At 64.1% G+C, this 18003-nt stretch carries 17 protein-coding genes; 2 read left to right on the top strand and 15 right to left on the bottom strand.

Annotation, left to right across the window (positions count from 1 at the left end; genetic code table 11):
- Window positions 1–68: 68 nt before the first annotated feature.
- Both guaA and guaB read right to left on the bottom strand, forming a co-directional pair.
- Window positions 69–1685: a glutamine-hydrolyzing GMP synthase gene (guaA, locus tag ACTIF6_RS20020; protein ID WP_439589692.1), complete on the bottom strand. Its 1617-nt coding sequence runs from the start codon at window positions 1683–1685 to the stop codon at window positions 69–71.
- Between the two features lie 71 nt (window positions 1686–1756).
- Window positions 1757–3226 carry an IMP dehydrogenase gene (gene guaB, locus ACTIF6_RS20015; protein WP_439589691.1) on the bottom strand — a complete coding sequence of 490 codons (1470 nt, stop codon included), beginning with the start codon at window positions 3224–3226 and terminating at the stop codon, window positions 1757–1759.
- A gap of 172 nt (window positions 3227–3398) precedes the next feature.
- On the opposite strand from guaB, the gene ACTIF6_RS20010 reads away from it, so the two are divergent.
- Window positions 3399–3950: a DUF4124 domain-containing protein gene (locus ACTIF6_RS20010; protein ID WP_439589690.1), complete on the top strand. Its 552-nt coding sequence runs from the start codon at window positions 3399–3401 to the stop codon at window positions 3948–3950.
- On the opposite strand, the gene ACTIF6_RS20005 is transcribed toward ACTIF6_RS20010, so the two are convergent.
- The gene (locus ACTIF6_RS20005; protein ID WP_439589689.1) at window positions 3944–4273 is read right to left on the bottom strand and encodes an RnfH family protein; all 330 of its coding nucleotides are present in this window, start codon (window positions 4271–4273) and stop codon (window positions 3944–3946) included. The genes ACTIF6_RS20010 and ACTIF6_RS20005 overlap by 7 nt on opposite strands.
- Before the next feature lies 1 nt (window position 4274).
- Window positions 4275–4721 (bottom strand): type II toxin-antitoxin system RatA family toxin, encoded by a 447-nt coding sequence (locus tag ACTIF6_RS20000; protein ID WP_439589688.1) that lies wholly within the window; start codon window positions 4719–4721, stop codon window positions 4275–4277.
- A gap of 48 nt (window positions 4722–4769) precedes the next feature.
- Here ACTIF6_RS20000 and smpB point away from each other — a divergent pair, with 48 nt between their 5' ends.
- Window positions 4770–5264 carry an SsrA-binding protein SmpB gene (gene smpB, locus ACTIF6_RS19995; RefSeq protein WP_439589687.1) on the top strand — a complete coding sequence of 165 codons (495 nt, stop codon included), beginning with the start codon at window positions 4770–4772 and terminating at the stop codon, window positions 5262–5264.
- A 17-nt stretch (window positions 5265–5281) separates the two neighbouring features.
- On the opposite strand, the gene ACTIF6_RS19990 is transcribed toward smpB, so the two are convergent.
- From ACTIF6_RS19990 to ACTIF6_RS19940, 11 genes are all read right to left on the bottom strand, one after another.
- Window positions 5282–6277 (bottom strand): hypothetical protein, encoded by a 996-nt coding sequence (locus tag ACTIF6_RS19990; protein ID WP_439589686.1) that lies wholly within the window; start codon window positions 6275–6277, stop codon window positions 5282–5284.
- Between the two features lie 195 nt (window positions 6278–6472).
- Complete coding sequence (locus tag ACTIF6_RS19985) at window positions 6473–7573, bottom strand: enoyl-CoA hydratase/isomerase family protein (protein WP_439589685.1); 1101 nt, start codon at window positions 7571–7573, stop codon at window positions 6473–6475.
- 30 nt (window positions 7574–7603) lie between these two features.
- Window positions 7604–8611 (bottom strand): DMT family transporter, encoded by a 1008-nt coding sequence (locus ACTIF6_RS19980; RefSeq protein WP_439589684.1) that lies wholly within the window; start codon window positions 8609–8611, stop codon window positions 7604–7606.
- Window positions 8611–10437 carry a translational GTPase TypA gene (gene typA / locus ACTIF6_RS19975; protein ID WP_439589683.1) on the bottom strand — a complete coding sequence of 609 codons (1827 nt, stop codon included), beginning with the start codon at window positions 10435–10437 and terminating at the stop codon, window positions 8611–8613. The genes ACTIF6_RS19980 and typA overlap by 1 nt, the downstream gene beginning before the upstream one ends.
- Complete coding sequence (gene truB, locus ACTIF6_RS19970) at window positions 10434–11411, bottom strand: tRNA pseudouridine(55) synthase TruB (RefSeq protein ID WP_439589682.1); 978 nt, start codon at window positions 11409–11411, stop codon at window positions 10434–10436. The genes typA and truB overlap by 4 nt, the downstream gene beginning before the upstream one ends.
- 2 nt (window positions 11412–11413) lie before the next feature.
- Window positions 11414–11785, bottom strand: coding sequence for a 30S ribosome-binding factor RbfA (gene rbfA / locus ACTIF6_RS19965; RefSeq protein ID WP_439589681.1), 372 nt, complete (start codon window positions 11783–11785; stop codon window positions 11414–11416).
- A gap of 18 nt (window positions 11786–11803) precedes the next feature.
- A complete protein-coding gene (gene infB / locus ACTIF6_RS19960) occupies window positions 11804–14665 on the bottom strand; it encodes a translation initiation factor IF-2 (protein WP_439589680.1) in 2862 nt (953 codons plus the stop codon).
- Window positions 14666–14696: 31 nt separating this feature from the next.
- The gene (gene nusA / locus ACTIF6_RS19955) at window positions 14697–16196 is read right to left on the bottom strand and encodes a transcription termination factor NusA (RefSeq protein WP_439589679.1); all 1500 of its coding nucleotides are present in this window, start codon (window positions 16194–16196) and stop codon (window positions 14697–14699) included.
- Complete coding sequence (gene rimP / locus ACTIF6_RS19950; protein ID WP_439589678.1) at window positions 16193–16855, bottom strand: ribosome maturation factor RimP; 663 nt, start codon at window positions 16853–16855, stop codon at window positions 16193–16195. Before rimP ends, nusA begins: the two co-directional genes overlap by 4 nt.
- Window positions 16856–17006: 151 nt before the next feature.
- A complete protein-coding gene (locus ACTIF6_RS19945; protein ID WP_439589677.1) occupies window positions 17007–17228 on the bottom strand; it encodes a DUF2788 domain-containing protein in 222 nt (73 codons plus the stop codon).
- Window positions 17229–17231: 3 nt separating this feature from the next.
- Window positions 17232–17987 carry a DUF2189 domain-containing protein gene (locus tag ACTIF6_RS19940; protein ID WP_439589676.1) on the bottom strand — a complete coding sequence of 252 codons (756 nt, stop codon included), beginning with the start codon at window positions 17985–17987 and terminating at the stop codon, window positions 17232–17234.
- Between the last annotated feature and the right edge of the window lie 16 nt (window positions 17988–18003).

The following is an 18003-nucleotide window of genomic DNA, read 5'->3' as shown; positions in this document are numbered from 1 at the left end:
GGCATTATCGAGAAAAGCAGGGAGTATCTGACCTGCTCCCAGCAGATATAGCAATCAAATGAGAGCTTTTACTCCCACTCAATGGTGGCTGGTGGCTTGCTGCTCACGTCGTAGGTCACCCGGTTGATCCCGCGCACCTCGTTGATGATGCGGCTGCTGACCTTCTTGAGCAGCGCGTACGGCAGTTCGGCCCAGTCGGCGGTCATGAAATCGCTGGTCTGCACGGCGCGCAGGGCCACCACGTAGTCGTAGGTGCGGCCGTCGCCCATCACCCCCACGCTCTTGACCGGCAGAAACACGGTGAAGGCCTGGCTTGTCAGGTCGTACCAGGTCTTGCCGCTGCCCGACTCCACGGTGGAGCGCAGTTCCTCGATGAAGATCGCGTCGGCCCGGCGCAGCAGGTCGGCGTATTCCTTCTTCACCTCGCCCAGGATGCGCACGCCCAGGCCGGGGCCGGGGAAAGGGTGGCGGTAGACCATGTCGTGCGGCAGGCCGAGCGCCACGCCGAGTTCGCGCACCTCGTCCTTGAACAGATCTCGCAAAGGTTCCAGCAATTTCAGGCCCAGTTGCTCGGGCAGTCCACCCACGTTGTGGTGGCTCTTGATGGTCACCGCCTTCTTGCTCTTGGCGCCGCCGGATTCGATCACATCAGGGTAAATTGTCCCTTGTGCCAACCACTTGGCGCCGTTTGTTGAAGCACCACTTGAGATCAATTTGGCGGCTTCTGCCTTGAACACCTGGACGAATTCGCGGCCGATGATCTTGCGCTTGGCCTCTGGATCGTTCACGCCGGCCAAATGACCGAGGAACTGGTCGGCTGCGTCCACGCGGATCACCTTGGCGTGCAGCTTGCCGACAAACATGTCCATCACCATGTCGCCCTCGTTCAGGCGCAGCAGGCCGTGATCGACGAACACGCAGGTGAGCTGATCGCCAATGGCGCGGTGGATAAGCGCTGCGGCCACGGACGAGTCGACCCCTCCGGAGAGACCCAGGATGACCTCCTCGTCGCCCACCTGCTGGCGGATCTTCTCCACCGCCTCGGCGATGTGGTCGCGCATCACCCAGTCGGGTCGGGTGCCACAGATGCCAAGCACGAAGCGCTCCAGCAGTGCGCGGCCCTGCACCGTGTGCGTGACCTCGGGGTGGAACTGCACGGCGTAGAAATGGCGCGATTCGTCGGCCATGCCGGCGATGGGGCACGAATCGGTGCTGGCCATGAGCTTGAAGCCCGGGGGCAGCTCGGTGACCTTGTCGCCGTGGCTCATCCACACCTTGAGCATGCCGTGGCCCTCGGGCGTGGTGAAGTCGGCGATGTCCTTGAGCAGCTCGGTGTGGCCCCGGGCGCGCACCTCGGCATAGCCGAATTCGCGCGTGTGCGAGCCCTCCACCTTGCCGCCGAGTTGCTGCGCCATGGTCTGCATGCCGTAGCAGATGCCCAGCACCGGAATGCCAAGCTGGTAGACCACGTCGGGTGCCTTGTCGTCCACCTCGTACACGCTGGCGTGACTGCCCGAGAGGATCACGCCCTTGAGCTGTCCGTCGGCGGCAAACTCGCGCACCCACTCATCGCTGACGTCGCAGGGGTGGACTTCGCAGTACACATGGGCCTCGCGCACGCGGCGGGCAATGAGCTGGGTGACCTGGGAACCGAAATCGAGGATGAGAATTTTCTGGTGCTGCATGGTGTGTGGGGATGTGCGGCGAGAAAAATGAAAAAGGCCGTCGCTCTGGACGGCCTGCGGGGCGGCGGCGGTCACTCCGCCCTGTAGTTGGGTGCCTCTTTCGTGATCTGCACGTCGTGCACGTGGCTCTCGCGGATGCCGGCCGAGGTGATCTCGACGAACTCCGCCTTGTGGCGCATGTGTTCGATGCTGGGGCAACCGCAGTAGCCCATGGCGGCGCGCAGGCCGCCGGCCATCTGGAAGATGATGGAAACCACCGAACCCTTGTAGGGCACCCGGCCTTCGATGCCTTCGGGCACGAGCTTGTCGGCATTGGGGTTGCCCGTGCTGCTTTCCTGGAAGTAGCGGTCGGCGCTGCCCTGCTGCATGGCGCCGATGGAACCCATGCCACGGTAGCTTTTGTAGCTGCGGCCCTGGTAAAGCACGATCTCGCCTGGCGCTTCTTCGGTGCCGGCAAACATGCCGCCCATCATCACGGTGTTGGCCCCCGCGGCAATGGCCTTGGCGATGTCGCCGCTGTAGCGGATGCCGCCGTCGGCGATCATCGGCACGCCGGTGCCCTGCAGGGCGCTGGCCACGTTGTCGATGGCCATGATCTGCGGCACGCCCACGCCGGCCACGATGCGGGTGGTGCAGATCGAGCCCGGGCCGATGCCAACCTTGACCGCATCGGCACCGGCTTCCACCAGTGCCATGGCCGCGCCACCGGTGGCGATGTTGCCGCCGATCACGTCGATCTGCGGGTAGTGCTGCTTGACCCAGCGCACGCGCTCGATCACGCCTTTGCTGTGGCCGTGCGCGGTGTCCACGACGATGGCGTCCACCCCGGCCTTGACCAGCGCCTCCACGCGCTCCTCGGTGCCCTCGCCCACCCCGACCGCTGCACCCACGCGCAGGCGGCCGGCGGCATCGCGCGCGGCATTGGGAAAGTTGAGCTGCTTGGTGATGTCCTTGACCGTGATCAGGCCCTTGAGCTCGAAGGCGTCGTTCACCAGCAGCAGTCGTTCGAGCTTGTGCTTGTTCAGCAGTGTCTTGGCCTCTGCCGGCGTGGTGCCGTCGGGCATGGTGATCAGGCGCTCGCGCGGCGTCATGATCTCACTCACCGGCAGGTCGTAACGGGTTTCAAAGCGCAGATCGCGGCCAGTGACGATGCCCACCACCTTGCCACCATCGACCACCGGGAAGCCCGAGACGCCCAGCTCGTCGGAGAGCTTCATGACCTGGCGGATGGTGGTCGAGGGCGTGATCACCACCGGATCGCGCAGCACGCCGGATTCGTAGCGCTTGACCTTGGCCACGTGCGCTGCCTGTTCTTGCGGCGTGAGGTTCTTGTGAATGATGCCGATGCCGCCTTCCTGGGCAATGGCGATCGCCAGGCGGGCCTCGGTCACGGTGTCCATGGCCGCGGAGACCAGGGGCAGGTTGAGCTTGATGTTGCGGGAGAACTGGGTGGCAAGCGAAGTGTCCTTGGGCAGGACCTGGGAGTACGCTGGCACCAGCAACACATCGTCGAAGGTGAGCGCTTTGCCGAGGAGGCGCATGGGTAAAGCTCCAAAAGCGTCGATTGTAGCTGCCCGTCCTACGTGCAAACCCGCACACCGCGCTGTACGCGGCTTACCGCTCAGCCACACAAATCGACCGCTCCGACGGCTCGTCGAGCACAAGAGCATCCATCCGCAGTCCGTGACGGGGGGCCAGGGCTAAACTTGGGCCATGCCTCAATACTCCCCCCTCGTCCGGCGCTGGCGCGCCGCCTGCCTGACGGCCGCGCTGCTGATTTCCAGCCCCTGGACGCTGGCGCAATGGCAGTGGATCGATGGCACTGGGCGCAAGGTGTTCAGCGACACCGCACCGCCTTCAGGCATCCCCGAAAAGAACATCCTCAAGAGCCCACTGAACGCGCGCGCGCAGGCGCCTGCTCCGGCCGAAGCCGTGCCCGCCGCCGCAGCCCCACAACCTGGCGCAGCACCTCAACTGCCCGCGCGGGACGAAGAGCTCGAGGCACGGAAAAAGCAGGCCGACGACGCAGAACAGGCTCGTCGCAAAGCCGAAGAGCAACGGGTTGCCAAAGGCCGCGCAGAAAGCTGCGAGCGCGCCCGCAAGGCCAAAAGCGTGATGGAGTCGGGCACTCGCCTGGCCACCACCAATGCCAAGGGCGAGCGCGAGATCATGGATGACAAGGCCCGCGCGGCTGAAACCCGCCGCATGGACGACATCATCCGCTCCGACTGCGGGCCCATGCCCAAGACCGCTGCCGCTCAGTAGCCGGCTTTGGAGCCAGGCCGTCGCTTGGCAAACAGGCCCGTGGAGCGGGCGCCTTGCCCCACGAAACGCTCCCGCCGCGCCACCTTCGGGTCCACTCGCAAAAGCCGCACCACTTCCACACGGTCGCCTTCGCGCAAGATGTGATCAAGGTCGGCCTTGCGTCCCCACACACAGGTCGTGAGCAATTCGGTCCCGATCTCCGGGAACCGAGTCAGCCAGCCGGCCTGAGCCAGCACCTGTTCCAGCGTGCAACCGGCAGCGACGTCCAGTGAGTCCTCATGCACCGTGCGTGGCGCGCTGGCGTACATCAGGACGATGCGCATCTCAGTCGGCCCCGTAGACCTGATCGGCGCGCTTGACGAAAGCATCCACAAGGTTGCCGGCGATCTTGTCGAACACCGGCCCGACGAGCGCGGCGAGCGCGCTGCTGGAGAACCCGTAGCTCAGCTGGAACGCCACTTTGCAGGCACGCTCGCTGCCGTCGCCGATCGGGGTGAATTCCCAGACGCCATCGAGCCGCGAAAAAGGCCCGTCGACCAGTTCCATGAGCACTTTCCGGTCGGACTCATGGGTATTGCGGGTGGTGAAACTCTGGCGCAGACCACTGATGGCCATGCCCACGCGAGCCACCATGCCGTCGCTGGTCTGCTCCAGCACTTCGCCGTGATCGCACCAGGGAAGGAACTGCGGGTAGCGCTCGATGTCGGTGACCAGCGCGAACATTTCAGCAGCGCTGTGCCACAGAAGAACGGACTTGTGAATCGTTTTCATACAATCGAACTCATTGTATTGGCCTGAAACGGCCGCACCTCGCGCTTCATGGCCACCAAAAACAGCAACGACACACCCTCCAGGAACACCGAAACCCGCATCGCCGACAACCGGAAAGCGTTCTACAACTACGCGATCGAGGAGCGTTTCGAGGCGGGGGTGGTGCTCGAGGGGTGGGAAGTCAAGGCACTGCGCGAAGGCAAGGTTCAACTCACCGATGGCTATGTGGTCATTCGCGAGGGCGAAATGTTCCTCATCGGTTGTCAGGTGAACCCTTTGCACACCGCATCGACCCACGTGAGCCCGGACTCGGTGCGCACCAAGAAGTTGCTGTTGCACAAGGAACAGATCCGTCGCCTTATTGGCAAGGTCGAACAGAAGGGCTACACCCTCGTGCCGCTGAACCTGCACTGGAAGAATGGCAAGGTGAAGTGCGAGCTGGCCCTGGCCAAGGGCAAAGCCGAACACGACAAACGCGACACCATCAAGGACCGCGAAGGCAAGCGCGAGGTGGAGCGGGCCATGAAATCGCGCAACCGCTGAAATGAATGCGGGCGGGCCTAGCTGCCCACCACAGCGTCGCTCAGCACGCCTGCAGCCGGGACTTCACCCGCCCACTCCAGCCCATTCACGAAACGCTGCAACGCACTTTCCCCGTCCAGACCCACCCTGTGCTGATCATGGACAAGGGTGTCGATCAGGTCGCAACCTTCCTCCCGGTCAATCAACAAGGAAAGCAGCTCGGGCGAGTCCTGACACAGCAGATGCAGGCGGGGGGAATAAAGCATCGCGGCGTGCAGCTTCATGTCGTGCAGGGTCAGCGCCGTCTCCAGTGTGGGAGGCTGGATCCCGACATCGATGGCATGTTCTGTGCCCTGAATGGCGGTGGCGGGAGACCGCAGGAGCGCATAGACCTCCCCCCGCACATGCCAGTGGGTCACGCGCAGTTGCTCGCGTTGCGCGAGCATCTCTTGTGGGTGGCGAACAAAGCCTTGCAAGGCCTTCACCGCGCCATCGGCACTCCCCATCAGGGATTCGATGCTGTGCCGGGCGTGGGCAAAGTCACCGGGTGCGAGCGCCACGAAGCGCAAGGGCGCGTGGGCGAAAACGGTGCACGGCTGGTCGAACCAGCAAGCCATGACGGAGGCGATGCCGCCGCCCACGCCGTGTCCGGTGAAGTGGATGCGGTTCGCATCCCTGCCTTCCATGTAGGCACGCTGACGGAGCAATCCGTAGGCGTGTGTCGCGCTCTGCAATGCCTCCGTGAAGGAGGCCAGGCCCATGTCCAGGGCCAGGTTGGTCACGAATTCGTCGGCGTCGTCCGATGCCGCCAGCGCATCAGCGATGAAATCCGGTCCTCTGAAGGCCAGCACGGCGTCGCCATGGGCATTGACGAAGGCATTGGCGCAGAAGCCCTTGTCGTCGAGGCCTGATGTCGAGTCAGACAAAGCAGACCAGCCGGCCGGCGGCGGGAATTTGCCAGATTTGGTGTGATCAACGCCATGCGGGTTGCACACGATCGCCGACAAGGCGGCGCATTCTTTCTCCGTGACCATGTTTTCCTCCTGATCCAGGTCGCCTGGGTGGCGGTCTTTTGGGATCGGAGTTTTAGTACAAAAGTGCAAGCATGTCTACGCAAATTTGCGGCAATCAGAGGCAGTTCGAATTCAGTTTTGAACCGATTGGTTCCAATTGCAGTTATTGGGATCGAAATGCAAATTCAGAGCAACGATATGCAGACTGAACCCGCTTCAGCCCAACATGCGCAACGGATGCTTTTCTGGGGGCCATGGGCTTTCGAAGAACGCGGCGGCTTGCGCGGGCTTCACCTCTTCGATGCGAGCCGGATTCCATCGAGGCTCGTGATCCTTGTCGATGGCCAACGCACGAATGCCCTCCACGGTTTCGCTGGTGGCACCGGGACGCAGGTGGAAGCAGTGGTGCACCATGTCGCGCTCCATGCGCAGGTCCTCAGCCAGACCCATGCCTCGCGCGCGGCGGATCTGCTCCAGCACCACGTGCAGCATCAAGGGTGAGCGTTGGCGCAGGGTGATCGCCGTGGAGCGGGCCCAGTCGCTGTCGGTCGATTCAAGCGACTCGATGATATGCACGGCATCGGGCAGGCTGAACACCCGGTCCACTTCTTTCACCGGCCAGCTCGGTGGCAGGACCGTGGTGCTGAGGTGGCTGGCGCACCAGCGCTCCACCGAGGCGCCGTTCTCGAACGGCGTCTGCGCGAGCGAGGTCCACAGGCCCGGCAGGCGCCCGGCGTCGATGTGGCCATCGGCCAGTCCGGCTGTGATGGCTTCCTTGCCATTCAGCACCAGTCCGGTGAGCGCCAGGTATTCGCCCAGGCGGCCGGCACAGCGGCTGAGGAAATAGCCGCCGCCCACATCCGGGAACAGGCCGATATGGGTCTCGGGCATGGCCAGCTTGCTGCGCTCGGTGGCGATGCGCAGGCTCGCGCCCTGGCTGATGCCCATGCCTCCGCCCATGACGATGCCATCCATGAAGGCGATGTAGGGCTTGGGGTAGGTGTGGATGAGGTGGTTGAGCGCGTATTCTTCGGTGAAGAAGTCTTCGAGAGCACTGTCGCCCGCCAGAGCGGCCTGGTGGAAGAAGCGGATGTCTCCACCGGCACAGAAGGCGCCGAAGGGCCCTTCCTTGCTGACGCCACGCACCGCAACAGCCAGCACCATGGGATCGTCGCGCCACGTGCGCAGGGCCTGTGTGATGTCACGGATCATGGCCAGCGACAAGGCGTTGAGCGCCTTCGGGCGATTGAGGGTGATGCAGCCGACACGGCCCCGGATTTCAGCGACGACGAGGTTTTCGGTGGCGGTGGAAGTCATCTGGTTTTTCCGTTGCGGTCGTCGATCGGGTCATTGTGGCTGTTTGTCCACCGTCTGGATACGCGGTGTGCCGGTACGGGAGCGCCAGCCCAGCAATTCGTTGAGCACCAGGGCGCCGATCACCAGCGTGCCCCCGGTCAGCACCTCGATGCCGGGTGCCTCCCCCGCGCCCAGCCAGGCCAGCAGGATGCCGAAGATGACTTCGAGCAAAGCGAGCAAAGACACTTCGGGTGCCTTGAGCGATCGGGCGCAGACCACGGCCAGCGCGCAGGGAATCGCGAGCTGCACCAGGCCCAGCAGGCCGAGCCAGGCCATGTCCGAGCCCGTGGCGGCGAAAGGCAAAGCGAGTGGCAAGGTCGTCAGCGATGAGAGCACGCCCCCCAGCAGCACTGAAGGCACGAGATCGACTTTCTCGCCGTGGGTCTGACCCCGTTGCACCACGGTCCAGTTGATGGCGCCTGCCACCGGCACACACAACGCCGCAAGGGAACCCGCAATGAGACCACCGGTCTGAACCGTCGGGTCACCGAAGGCCGACAGGAACTGGCTGCCGTACATGTAGACGATGCCCACACCGGCGGCCAGGATGGCCAGCCAGGTGCGCAGGGCCAGGCGCTGGCCGATGACCACACGCGCCAGCAAGGCGGTGAACAAGGGCCCGACCGACATGATGATGAGCACGTTGGCCACGGTGGTGAAGCTCAGCGCCAGCATGAAGGCGGTGAACATCACGCTCCAGCAGACGCCGGAGATCCAGAATGCCCGTGAACGGGTCAGCACGCCCCAGTGCCGCTCCAGGAAGCCCTGAGCGCGGTCATCCGGGATGAAGCCCGTCGACCGGTCCGCCGCACGCCACAGGGGCAGGATCACCAGCAGCGAGATCGTGGTGAAGGCGCTGCGCCAGAAGGTCACTTCGAAACGCGCGGCCGATTCCAGCTGGCGCGAAACGACGCCCGCGATGGACCACATCACGGTCACCGCGACCATCAGGAAGACCGCCTGTGTATGAGTGAGGCGGTTCAGCAGCCGGAATGGCATCAAGCCTCTCGGGAGGCTCGCTTACGGTCGTGCTCTTTCAGGTGGCGCTTGCGCAGGCGGATGCTCTTGGGCGTGATTTCCACCAGCTCATCGTCCTCGATGAACTCCACGCCGTACTCCAGCGTGCATTCGATCGGCGGCGTGATCTTGATCGCGTCTTCCTTGCCGCTCACGCGGAAGTTGGTGAGCTGCTTGGTGCGCGTGGCGTTCACCACCAGATCGTTGTCGCGGTTGTGGATGCCGACGATCATGCCTTCATACACCGGATCGCCGGCGCGCACGAACATGCGACCCCGGTCGTCGAGCTTGCCCAGCGCGTAGGTGAAGATCTCGCCGTCGTCCATGGAGATCAGCACACCGTTCTTGCGGCTGCCAATGTCGCCCTTGTGCGGCTCGTAGCCGTCGAAGATGTTGGAGATCAGGCCCGAGCCGCGCGTGAGGTTCAGAAATTCATTGGTGAAGCCGATCAGGCCACGTGCCGGAATGCGGTATTCCAGGCGCACACGGCCGCGGCCATCGGGTTCCATGTTCACGAGTTCGCCTTTGCGCTCGCCCAGGGCCTGCATCACGCCGCCCTGGTGTTGTTCCTCAATGTCGGCCGTCACGAGTTCGATGGGCTCGTGGCGCTCGCCGTCCACGTCGCGGAACACCACCCGTGGCTTGGACACGGCCAGCTCATAGCCTTCGCGGCGCATGTTCTCCAGCAGGATGGTCAGGTGCAATTCACCGCGACCCATCACCTCGAAAATGCCGTCTTCGCTGGTTTCTTTCACCCGAAGCGCCACATTGCTCTGCAGCTCCTTCTGCAACCGGTCCCACACCTGGCGGCTGGTCACGTACTTCCCTTCGCGGCCCGCCAGCGGGCTGGTGTTCACGCAGAAGTTCATGGTCAGCGTGGGCTCGTCGATCTTGAGCATGGGCAGCGGCGCCGGGTTCAGCGGGTCGGTCACGGTCACACCGATGCCGATGTCGGCGATGCCGTTGATCAGCACGATGTCGCCGGGGCCGGCTTCGGTCACCTGCACACGGTCCAGGCCACGGAAAGTCAGCACCTGATTGACACGTCCTTTGACAGATTTGCCATCCGGACCTTCCATCACCACCACATCCATCATGGGCTTGATGGTGCCGGCACTGATGCGGCCCACGCCAATGCGGCCCACGAAACTGGAGAAATCGAGCGCGGAAATCTGAAGTTGCAGCGGCGCTGCCGGGTCGCCTTTCTGGGCCGGCACGTGCTTGAGCACCGTGTCGAACAGGGCCGACATGTCGGGCCCCCACTGCTCGCCCGGTGCGCCCTCTTCCAGCGAGGTCCAGCCGTTGATGCCCGAGGCGTACACCACCGGGAAGTCCAGTTGCTCATCGGTGGCGCCCAGTTTGTCGAACAGATCGAAGGCGGCGTTCACCACATGCTGCGGGCGTGCACCCGGCTTGTCGACCTTGTTCACCACGAGAATCGGACGCAGGCCCAGTGCCAAGGCCTTCTTGGTCACGAAGCGGGTCTGGGGCATGGGCCCTTCCTGTGCGTCGATCAACAGCACCACGCCGTCGACCATGGACAGGGCGCGCTCGACCTCGCCACCGAAGTCCGCGTGGCCGGGGGTGTCGACGATGTTGATGTGCGTGCCTTCCCAGCTCACCGCGCAGTTCTTGGCCAGGATGGTGATGCCGCGCTCGCGTTCGATCGCGTTGTTGTCCATCACGGTGTCGATCACTTTCTCGTGCTCGGCAAAGGTGCCGGACTGGCGAAGCAGCTGATCGACCATGGTGGTCTTGCCATGGTCCACGTGGGCGATGATGGCGATGTTGCGGATTTGTTTGCTCATGTTGCAGTTTCCGGTGAGGTTTCCTGGATTTGTCGAATGTCGGTGGGGCTCAAGAGGCGCCCCGGAATGAGTTCGCCCGCGCGGACGTGGGCCGTGCCAAGCAAAGCCGGAGAGGCGCCGTCATCCAGTGACGGGCCATAGACGGCGACGAGTTCGCAGTCGGGCCAGTCGCCGCGGCGGCGCAGTCCACTGAGGAAGCGCCCCGCATCTTCGGTACCGAGCGTGACGGCGGTGTGGCCATCCAGCAGCGTCTGCACGGGGCGCAGCAGCGCCAGTCGGTCGCCTTCTTCCAGCGCCTCCAGGGCCTGCAGCGTGGTGCACAGGGATTCATCGAAGGCACCCGTGGCGATTCGGCGCAAGTGCGTGAGGTGGCCGCCACAGCCCAGCGCCTCCCCGATGTCTTCGCCCAGCGTGCGGATGTAGGTGCCCTTGCTGCAACGCACGCGCAGGCGGAGCTGCGGTTCATTGCCCTGCAGGCGCATGTCGAGCAACTCCAGATCATGGATCACGACCTGGCGCGGCTCGCGTTCCACGGTTTCGCCATCGCGGGCGTATTCGTAGAGCGCCTTGCCGTCCTTCTTGAGGGCGCTGTGCATGGGCGGCACCTGGCTGATCGGTCCCATGAACCGGTCGAGCACCTCCACCACCTGGCCGGGGGTGCAGTTCACCTCACGGGTCTGCACCACATTGCCTTCGGTGTCGCCCGTGCTTGTCTTCTGGCCCAGGCGTACCGTGGTCTCGTAGGTCTTGTCGGCATCCAGGTGCAACTGGCTGAACTTGGTGGCCGCGCCGAAGCACAGTGGCAGCACGCCGCTGGCCAGCGGGTCGAGCGTGCCGGTGTGACCGGCCTTTTCCGCGCGCAGCAGCCACTTGGCCTTCTGCAAGGCCTGGTTGCTGGAGAGACCCAGCGGTTTGTCGAGCAACAGCACCCCATGCACAGGGCGCCGTTGCACCCTGGTGCGTGGCGCGTGCATGCCTATTCTTCCTTTGAACGAGAAGAAACCGCCTTGGAAATCAAGGCGTTCATGTCGGCCGCACGCTCGGTGGTGCGGTCGAACACGAAGTGCAGCGTGGGCACGGTGTGGATGTGCAGGCGCTTGAACAGGCCACTGCGCAGAAAGCCCGCCGCCGCGTTGAGGCCCTGCAGGGTTTCTTCGGCATCGCCGGTGAGCAGGCTGAAGAACACCTTGGCGTGGGCGTAGTCGGGCGTGACCTCCACCGCGTTGATCGTCACCATGCCCACGCGCGGGTCCTTGAGCTCGCGCGCGATCAGCTCGGCCAGATCGCGCTGGATCTGGTCGGCCACGCGGAAACCGCGGTTGGGGGTGGATGACGCCTTGCGGGGCATGATGGTTCGGCCTTGTGCTTACAGCGTGCGCGCGACTTCCTTGACCTCGAAGAACTCCAGCTGATCACCTTCCTTGATGTCGTTGTAGTTCTTGAGCTTGATACCGCACTCGAAGCCTTCCTTGACTTCGCGCACGTCGTCCTTGAGTCGCTTGAGCGTGTCGATCTCGCCGGTGTAGACGACCACGTTATCGCGCAGGAGGCGGAAGTGCGCATTGCGCGTGACCATGCCGGAGGTGACCATGCAACCCGCGACCGTGCCGATCTTGGAGGCCACGAACACGGTGCGGATCTCGGCCGAGCCGATGACTTCCTCGCGCTTCTCGGGTGCCAGCATGCCGGACATGGCGGCCTTCAACTCGTCCACGGCGTCGTAGATGATGTTGTAGTAGCGCAGATCGACGTCGTTGCCTTCGGCCAGCTTGCGCGCGCCCACGTCGGCCCGCACGTTGAAGCCGATGATGACCGCCTTGGAGGCGATCGCCAGGTTCACGTCGGACTCGCTGATGCCACCGACACCGGCAAACACGAGCTGGACCTTGACCTCTTCGGTCGAGAGCTTGAGCAGCGATGCCGACAAGGCTTCCTGCGAACCCTGCACATCGGCCTTGACGATGATGGGCAGCACCTTGACTTCGCCGGCGCTCATGTCGGAGAACATGTTCTCCAGCTTGGCGGCCTGCTGCTTGGCCAGCTTGGTGTTGCGGAACTTGCCTGCGCGGTAGGTGGCGATTTCGCGCGCACGGCGCTCGTCGATCATCACCATGAAATCGTCGCCGGCCTGGGGCACTTCCGACAGGCCCTGGATTTCCACCGGGATCGACGGTCCAGCGGCCTTGATCGGTTTGCCGTTCTCATCGAGCATGGCGCGCACTCGGCCCGAGGTCTGGCCCACCAGAACCACGTCACCGGTCTTGAGCGTGCCGCTCTGCACCAGCACCGTGGCCACGGCACCGCGGCCCTTGTCCAGGCGGGCTTCGATCACCAGGCCCTTGGCCATGGCATCGACCGGCGCCTTGAGTTCCAGCACTTCGGCCTGCAACAACACCTGCTCGAGCAGCGCATCCACACCCTCACCGGTTTTGGCGGAAACGCCCACGAAAGGTGTGTCGCCACCGAATTCCTCGGGCACGACCTCTTCGGCGATCAGCTCGGAGCGCACGCGCTCCAGGTTGATGCCGGGCTTGTCGATCTTGGTCAGGGCCACCACGATGGGCACCCCCGCCGCCTTGGCGTGCTTGATCGCTTCCTTGGTCTGAGGCATGACGCCGTCGTCGGCAGCGCAGACCAGAATGACGATGTCGGTCGCCTGTGCACCACGGGCACGCATGGCGGTGAACGCCTCGTGGCCAGGGGTGTCGAGGAACGAGATCATGCCGCGCTCGGTTTCCACGTGGTACGCACCGATGTGCTGCGTGATGCCACCGGCCTCGCCTGCGGCGACCTTGGCGCGGCGGATGTAGTCCAGCAGCGAGGTCTTACCGTGATCCACGTGGCCCATCACGGTGACCACAGGGGCACGTGGCATGGACTCAACTTCGTGTTGCGAGGCTTCTTCGTCGGTGAAGGCTTCCGGGTCATCCAGCGCGGCCACGATCGCCTTGTGGCCCAGTTCTTCCACCACGATCATGGCGGTGTCCTGGTCCAGTGGCTGGTTGATGGTGACCATCTGGCCGAGCTTCATCAACTGCTTGATGACCTCGGACGACTTCAGGCTCATCTTGTGCGCCAGTTCGGCCACCGTGATGGTCTCGGGCACATGCACTTCGATGGCCTTGAACTCGGTCGGCGCCACGAAGCTGCTCTGGCCGCTGTCGCGCGAATCGCGATCGTTGCGACGGCCGCGCGGACCACCACGCCAGTTGGAACGTCCGGCGCTGGTATCGCCACGGGTCTTGATTTCCTTCTTCTTGGCCGCGTCGTCCTTCCAGGTGGAGGACAGGTTCTCGGACTTGACCTCCTTCTTGCCGGCTGCACCGGCCGCCGTGGTGGCCGCGGCTGCGCTGCCCGGTGCCTTCACCGGCGTACCAGCAGGCTTGTGCAGGGTGCCCTTGATGCCAGCCTTGGGATCGGGCGTCGGCTCCGGCTTTTTCGCCACCAGCGTGCGTGCTGGCGCGGACATCATGGCGCGGATATTCGCGGCTTCCGATTCGGCCTTGCGGCGACGTTCCACCAGATCCTGAGCGCGCAGATCGTCGGCGCGCTTGGTCTCTGCATTGCGGTCAGAGATCACGCGGGCTGCAGACTCACGCTCGAGCGAAGCCGTCTTGGCCTTGGCGTCCTTGCTGATGCGTTCGGCGATCGCGTCTGCGGCGCTTTCTTCAGGCACTGTCTTGGCGGCCTCGCGTGCAGCGCTCTCGGCCGCTTCGGCGGCGGCCACACGTTCCTGCTCGGCCTGCGCATCGCGCGCTTCCTGGGCCTCACGCGCTTGGCGCTTCTGGTTGAATTCCTCTTCCTGGCGACGCAGGAGTTCGGCCTGGCGCTGGGCTTCCGCCTCGCGGCGCTCGAGCTCTTCCTTGTCGACCACCGGCGCAGCGGCTACAGGTTCAGCCGCCGCGGCTTCGGGAACGGCCACCTCGTCGTCGCGCTTGATGAAGGTGCGCTTCTTGCGGACCTCCACCTGAATGGTGCGCGCACGCCCGGTCGCATCGGCCTGCTTGATTTCAGAGGTCGATTTCTTGACGAGGGTGATCTTCTTGCGCTCGCCGCCCGCCGTGCCGTGGCTGGCCTTCAGGTGGCCCAGCAGCGACTGCTTGTCGGATTCCGTGAGCGCATCGGTTCCGGTGGTCTTGGGCACCCCGGCCGCTGCGAGTTGCTCCAGCAGGACGGAAGTGGGCTTGTTCAGCTCGGCGGCGAATTCGGCGACGGTGGTACTGGTCATGGGTTCTTTTCTCCGCTGGGGCCTCCGCTGGTCAGGTCGTGGATTGCGCTTCGTCACCGGTGAACCAGTGCGCGCGTGCCAGCATGATCAGCGCCGTGGCCTCTTCAGGCGTCATTGCGGTGATGTCGGTGAGCTCGTCGGTGGCCAGATCGGCCAGCTCGTCGCGGGTGTGGATGCCTGCATCGGCGAGCTTGGCGATCAGCTCGGGCGTGACACCATCGAGGTCGCGCAGATCCTGCGAGACTTCCTCGACGCTCTCCTCGCGGGCGATTTCCATCGTGAGCAAGGCGTCCTTGGCGCGGGTGCGCAGTTCATTGACGGTGTCTTCGTCGAATGACTCGATCTCCAGCATTTCCTGCAGTGGCACGTAGGCCACTTCTTCGAGGCTGGTGAAACCCTCCTCGATCAGGATGTCGGCGATCTCCTGGTCCACGTCGAGCTTGGCCATGAACACCTTTCGGATGCCGTCGGCCTCTTCGGCCTGCTTCTGGGCCGACTCATCGGCCGTCATGATGTTGATGCGCCAGCCCGTCAGCTCGGACGCGAGGCGCACGTTCTGGCCCCCGCGGCCGATGGCGATGGCGAGGTTTTCCTCATCGACCACCACGTCCATGGCGTGGCGCTCCTCGTCCACCACGATCGAAACCACGTTGGCCGGGGCCAGTGCGCCAATGACGAACTGCGCCGGGTCTTCCGACCACAGCACGATGTCGACGCGCTCACCAGCGAGTTCGTTGGTCACACCATTGACGCGCGAACCCCGCACACCGACGCAGGTGCCGATGGGGTCGATGCGGCGGTCGTTGCTATGCACGGCGATCTTCGCGCGCGAACCTGGGTCACGGGCGCAGGTCTTGATTTCCAGCAGGCCCTGCTCGATTTCGGGCACTTCCTGGCGAAAGAGCTCGATCATGAAAGAAGGGGCAGAACGCGACAGCAGGATGGGCGCGCCACGCAGGGTGAGGTCCACGTCCATGATCATGGCGCGCACGCGATCGCCAGTGCGGAAGTTTTCCTTCGGGATCATCTCGCTGCGCTTCAGGCGGCCTTCGACGCGCCCGCTCTCGACGATCAGGTCGCCCTTGTCCATGCGCTTGACGGTACCGACGAAGATCTTGTCGCCGCGCGACATGAAGTCGTTGAGCAGCATTTCGCGCTCGGCGTCGCGAATCTTCTGAAGGATGACCTGCTTGGCGGCCATGGCGCCGATGCGGCCGATCGGCACGCTCTCGACCGGCTTCTCGATGTAGTCGCCTTCTTCGATGTCGGCAAGCTCTTCGCGCGCATCGGTCAGCAATTCTTCGGCGTCCGGGTTCTGCAGGCCGGCCTCGTCGGGCACCACCAGCCAGCGGCGGAAGGTCTCGTAGGCACCGGTGTCCGGATCCATCGCGACGCGGATGTCCACCTCGCCTTTGTAGAGTTTCTTGGTGGCCGAGGCCAGAGCCAGTTCCACTGCGCCGAGCACCACGTCGCGCTCGACGTTTTTCTCTCGCGAGATGGCATCGATCAGCATCAACATTTCGCGGTTCATTTCACTCGCCCACCTTTCCGATTAGCTTGTCCTGTTTCAGGACGCTGGGTTCCATCATTTGCATCTGTCTGCGGCAACACCGCCGCTCCAGGGGCTTTACGCCCCTTGAAATCCACAATCGGCGCCAAGCGCGCCTGCTGGACATCGCCCAGCGAAAACTGCATGGCCTGCATCGGCACGGGTGCGCGCTTCTTGCTCACTCGCTGCCCGGGCTTGGGTTCTGGCGCATCGCTCCAGACCACTTGCCACTGCACGCCGTCATCGGCACGCTCGAGCGTGCCGCGAAATTTCTTGCGGTTGGCCGCCACCTCGCTGCCCGTCACGCCGATCGGCGCCTTCAGGGTCAGGTCCACCACATGGCCTTCGAACCGCACGTAGTCGATCTCGCGCTTGAGCGGGCGATCAATGCCGGGGGAGCCAACTTCCAGGCGCCGGTATTCCAGCCCTTCAACTTCCAGCAGGTAATGCAACTGCCGCGTGACCTTCTCGCAATCCTCGACCGTGACGAAACGCTCCACCGGTGCCGGCTGGCCCTCTTCGGGCTGTTCCCACGGGTAATCGATGGTGACCCGCAGCAAACCACCGGCGGAGCGTTCGAGCTCCACCAGATCCAGTCCCAGTCCGGTGACGGTTTGCTCTACGGTTTCTTGCCAGGCCATCGTGCTGTGGTGGGTCCTATAACGTGTGGTGAACGTGTGCTGAAAAGCGTTCGGCCAAAAAAAATGGGCCGGTAGTTACCCGCCCATTTGGTCGTGAAGCTCGCATTGTAACGCTGATACCCCCCTCTTGCAACCGCCCGAAAACCCTATTTCACATGCCCAGGATCCACTGAATCAGGTTCTTGGCCAGGAAACCCAGCATGCCGAAGGACAACACCAGGAACAGCACGAAGGTGCCGAACTTCCCTGCTTTGGACTCGCGGGCCAGGTTGAACACGATGAACAGCATGTAGAGGATGAACGCACCCACCCCGAAGGTGAGACCAAACTGGGCGATCTGGCTTTCACTGAAGCCAAAAACAGTGGGTTCCATGATTCAGGCGCCTACCCGTCGGCCGGCACTGGCGTCCAGATCGCGGTAGGCATGCCAGCTGGCGTGCCCGATGAGCGGTAGCGCAATCACCAAGCCCAGCAGCGCTGTGAGCATGCCCAAACCGACCAAGGTCACGATGAGCACCGCCCAGAGGGCTGTGGGGCCGGGGTGGCTGGCCACAGCGCGCCAGCTCTGTGCCACTGCCGCCCCGACGGGCATTCGGGTGTCCACCAGCAAAGGCAACGCCACCACCGTGGAGGCGTACACCGGCGCCGCCAGCAGCCCGCCGAGCAGCAGCCAGGCCTCGAACAGGCCGAGTCGGGGCTCCAGCACCACGTGGCGCAGGAAATCCAGCGGTTTCTGGATGGGCACGGGCGACCACAGGGTGATGAGCCCGGCCGAGGTGAGCACCCAGCCGGTACCGGCCAGGCCCAGCAGCAGGCCGAAGCGGACCAGCCGGCCATCGCCCGAGCGCCAGAGCGCCAGCACCTCGGCCAGGCCCACGCGCCGCCCATTCTGGCCGGCGCGGCTCACGGCGTAGAGGCCCGTTGCCAGAATGGGTGCCACGATCAGGAAGCCGGAGAAGGCGCCCGCCAGCAGCCAGAATCGGTCGCGCGCAGCCCAGAGCAGCAACCCACCGAAGGCCGCGAGCAGCAGTCCGTGAGCCAGACCGGGCAGCGGGTTGCGCCGCAGGTCGGCCCAGCCCATGGCGAGCCAGCGCAACGGAGATCGCAGGGAGACAGGTTGTGTCGGTGTCATGGCGCACTTTTATAGC

The sequence above is a fragment of the Hydrogenophaga sp. genome (genome assembly GCF_051860785.1).
In the GTDB taxonomy this organism is placed as follows: domain Bacteria; phylum Pseudomonadota; class Gammaproteobacteria; order Burkholderiales; family Burkholderiaceae_C; genus Hydrogenophaga.
Note: the sequence above shows the minus strand (reverse complement) of the source record. Positions and strands in the feature narration are given on the sequence as shown.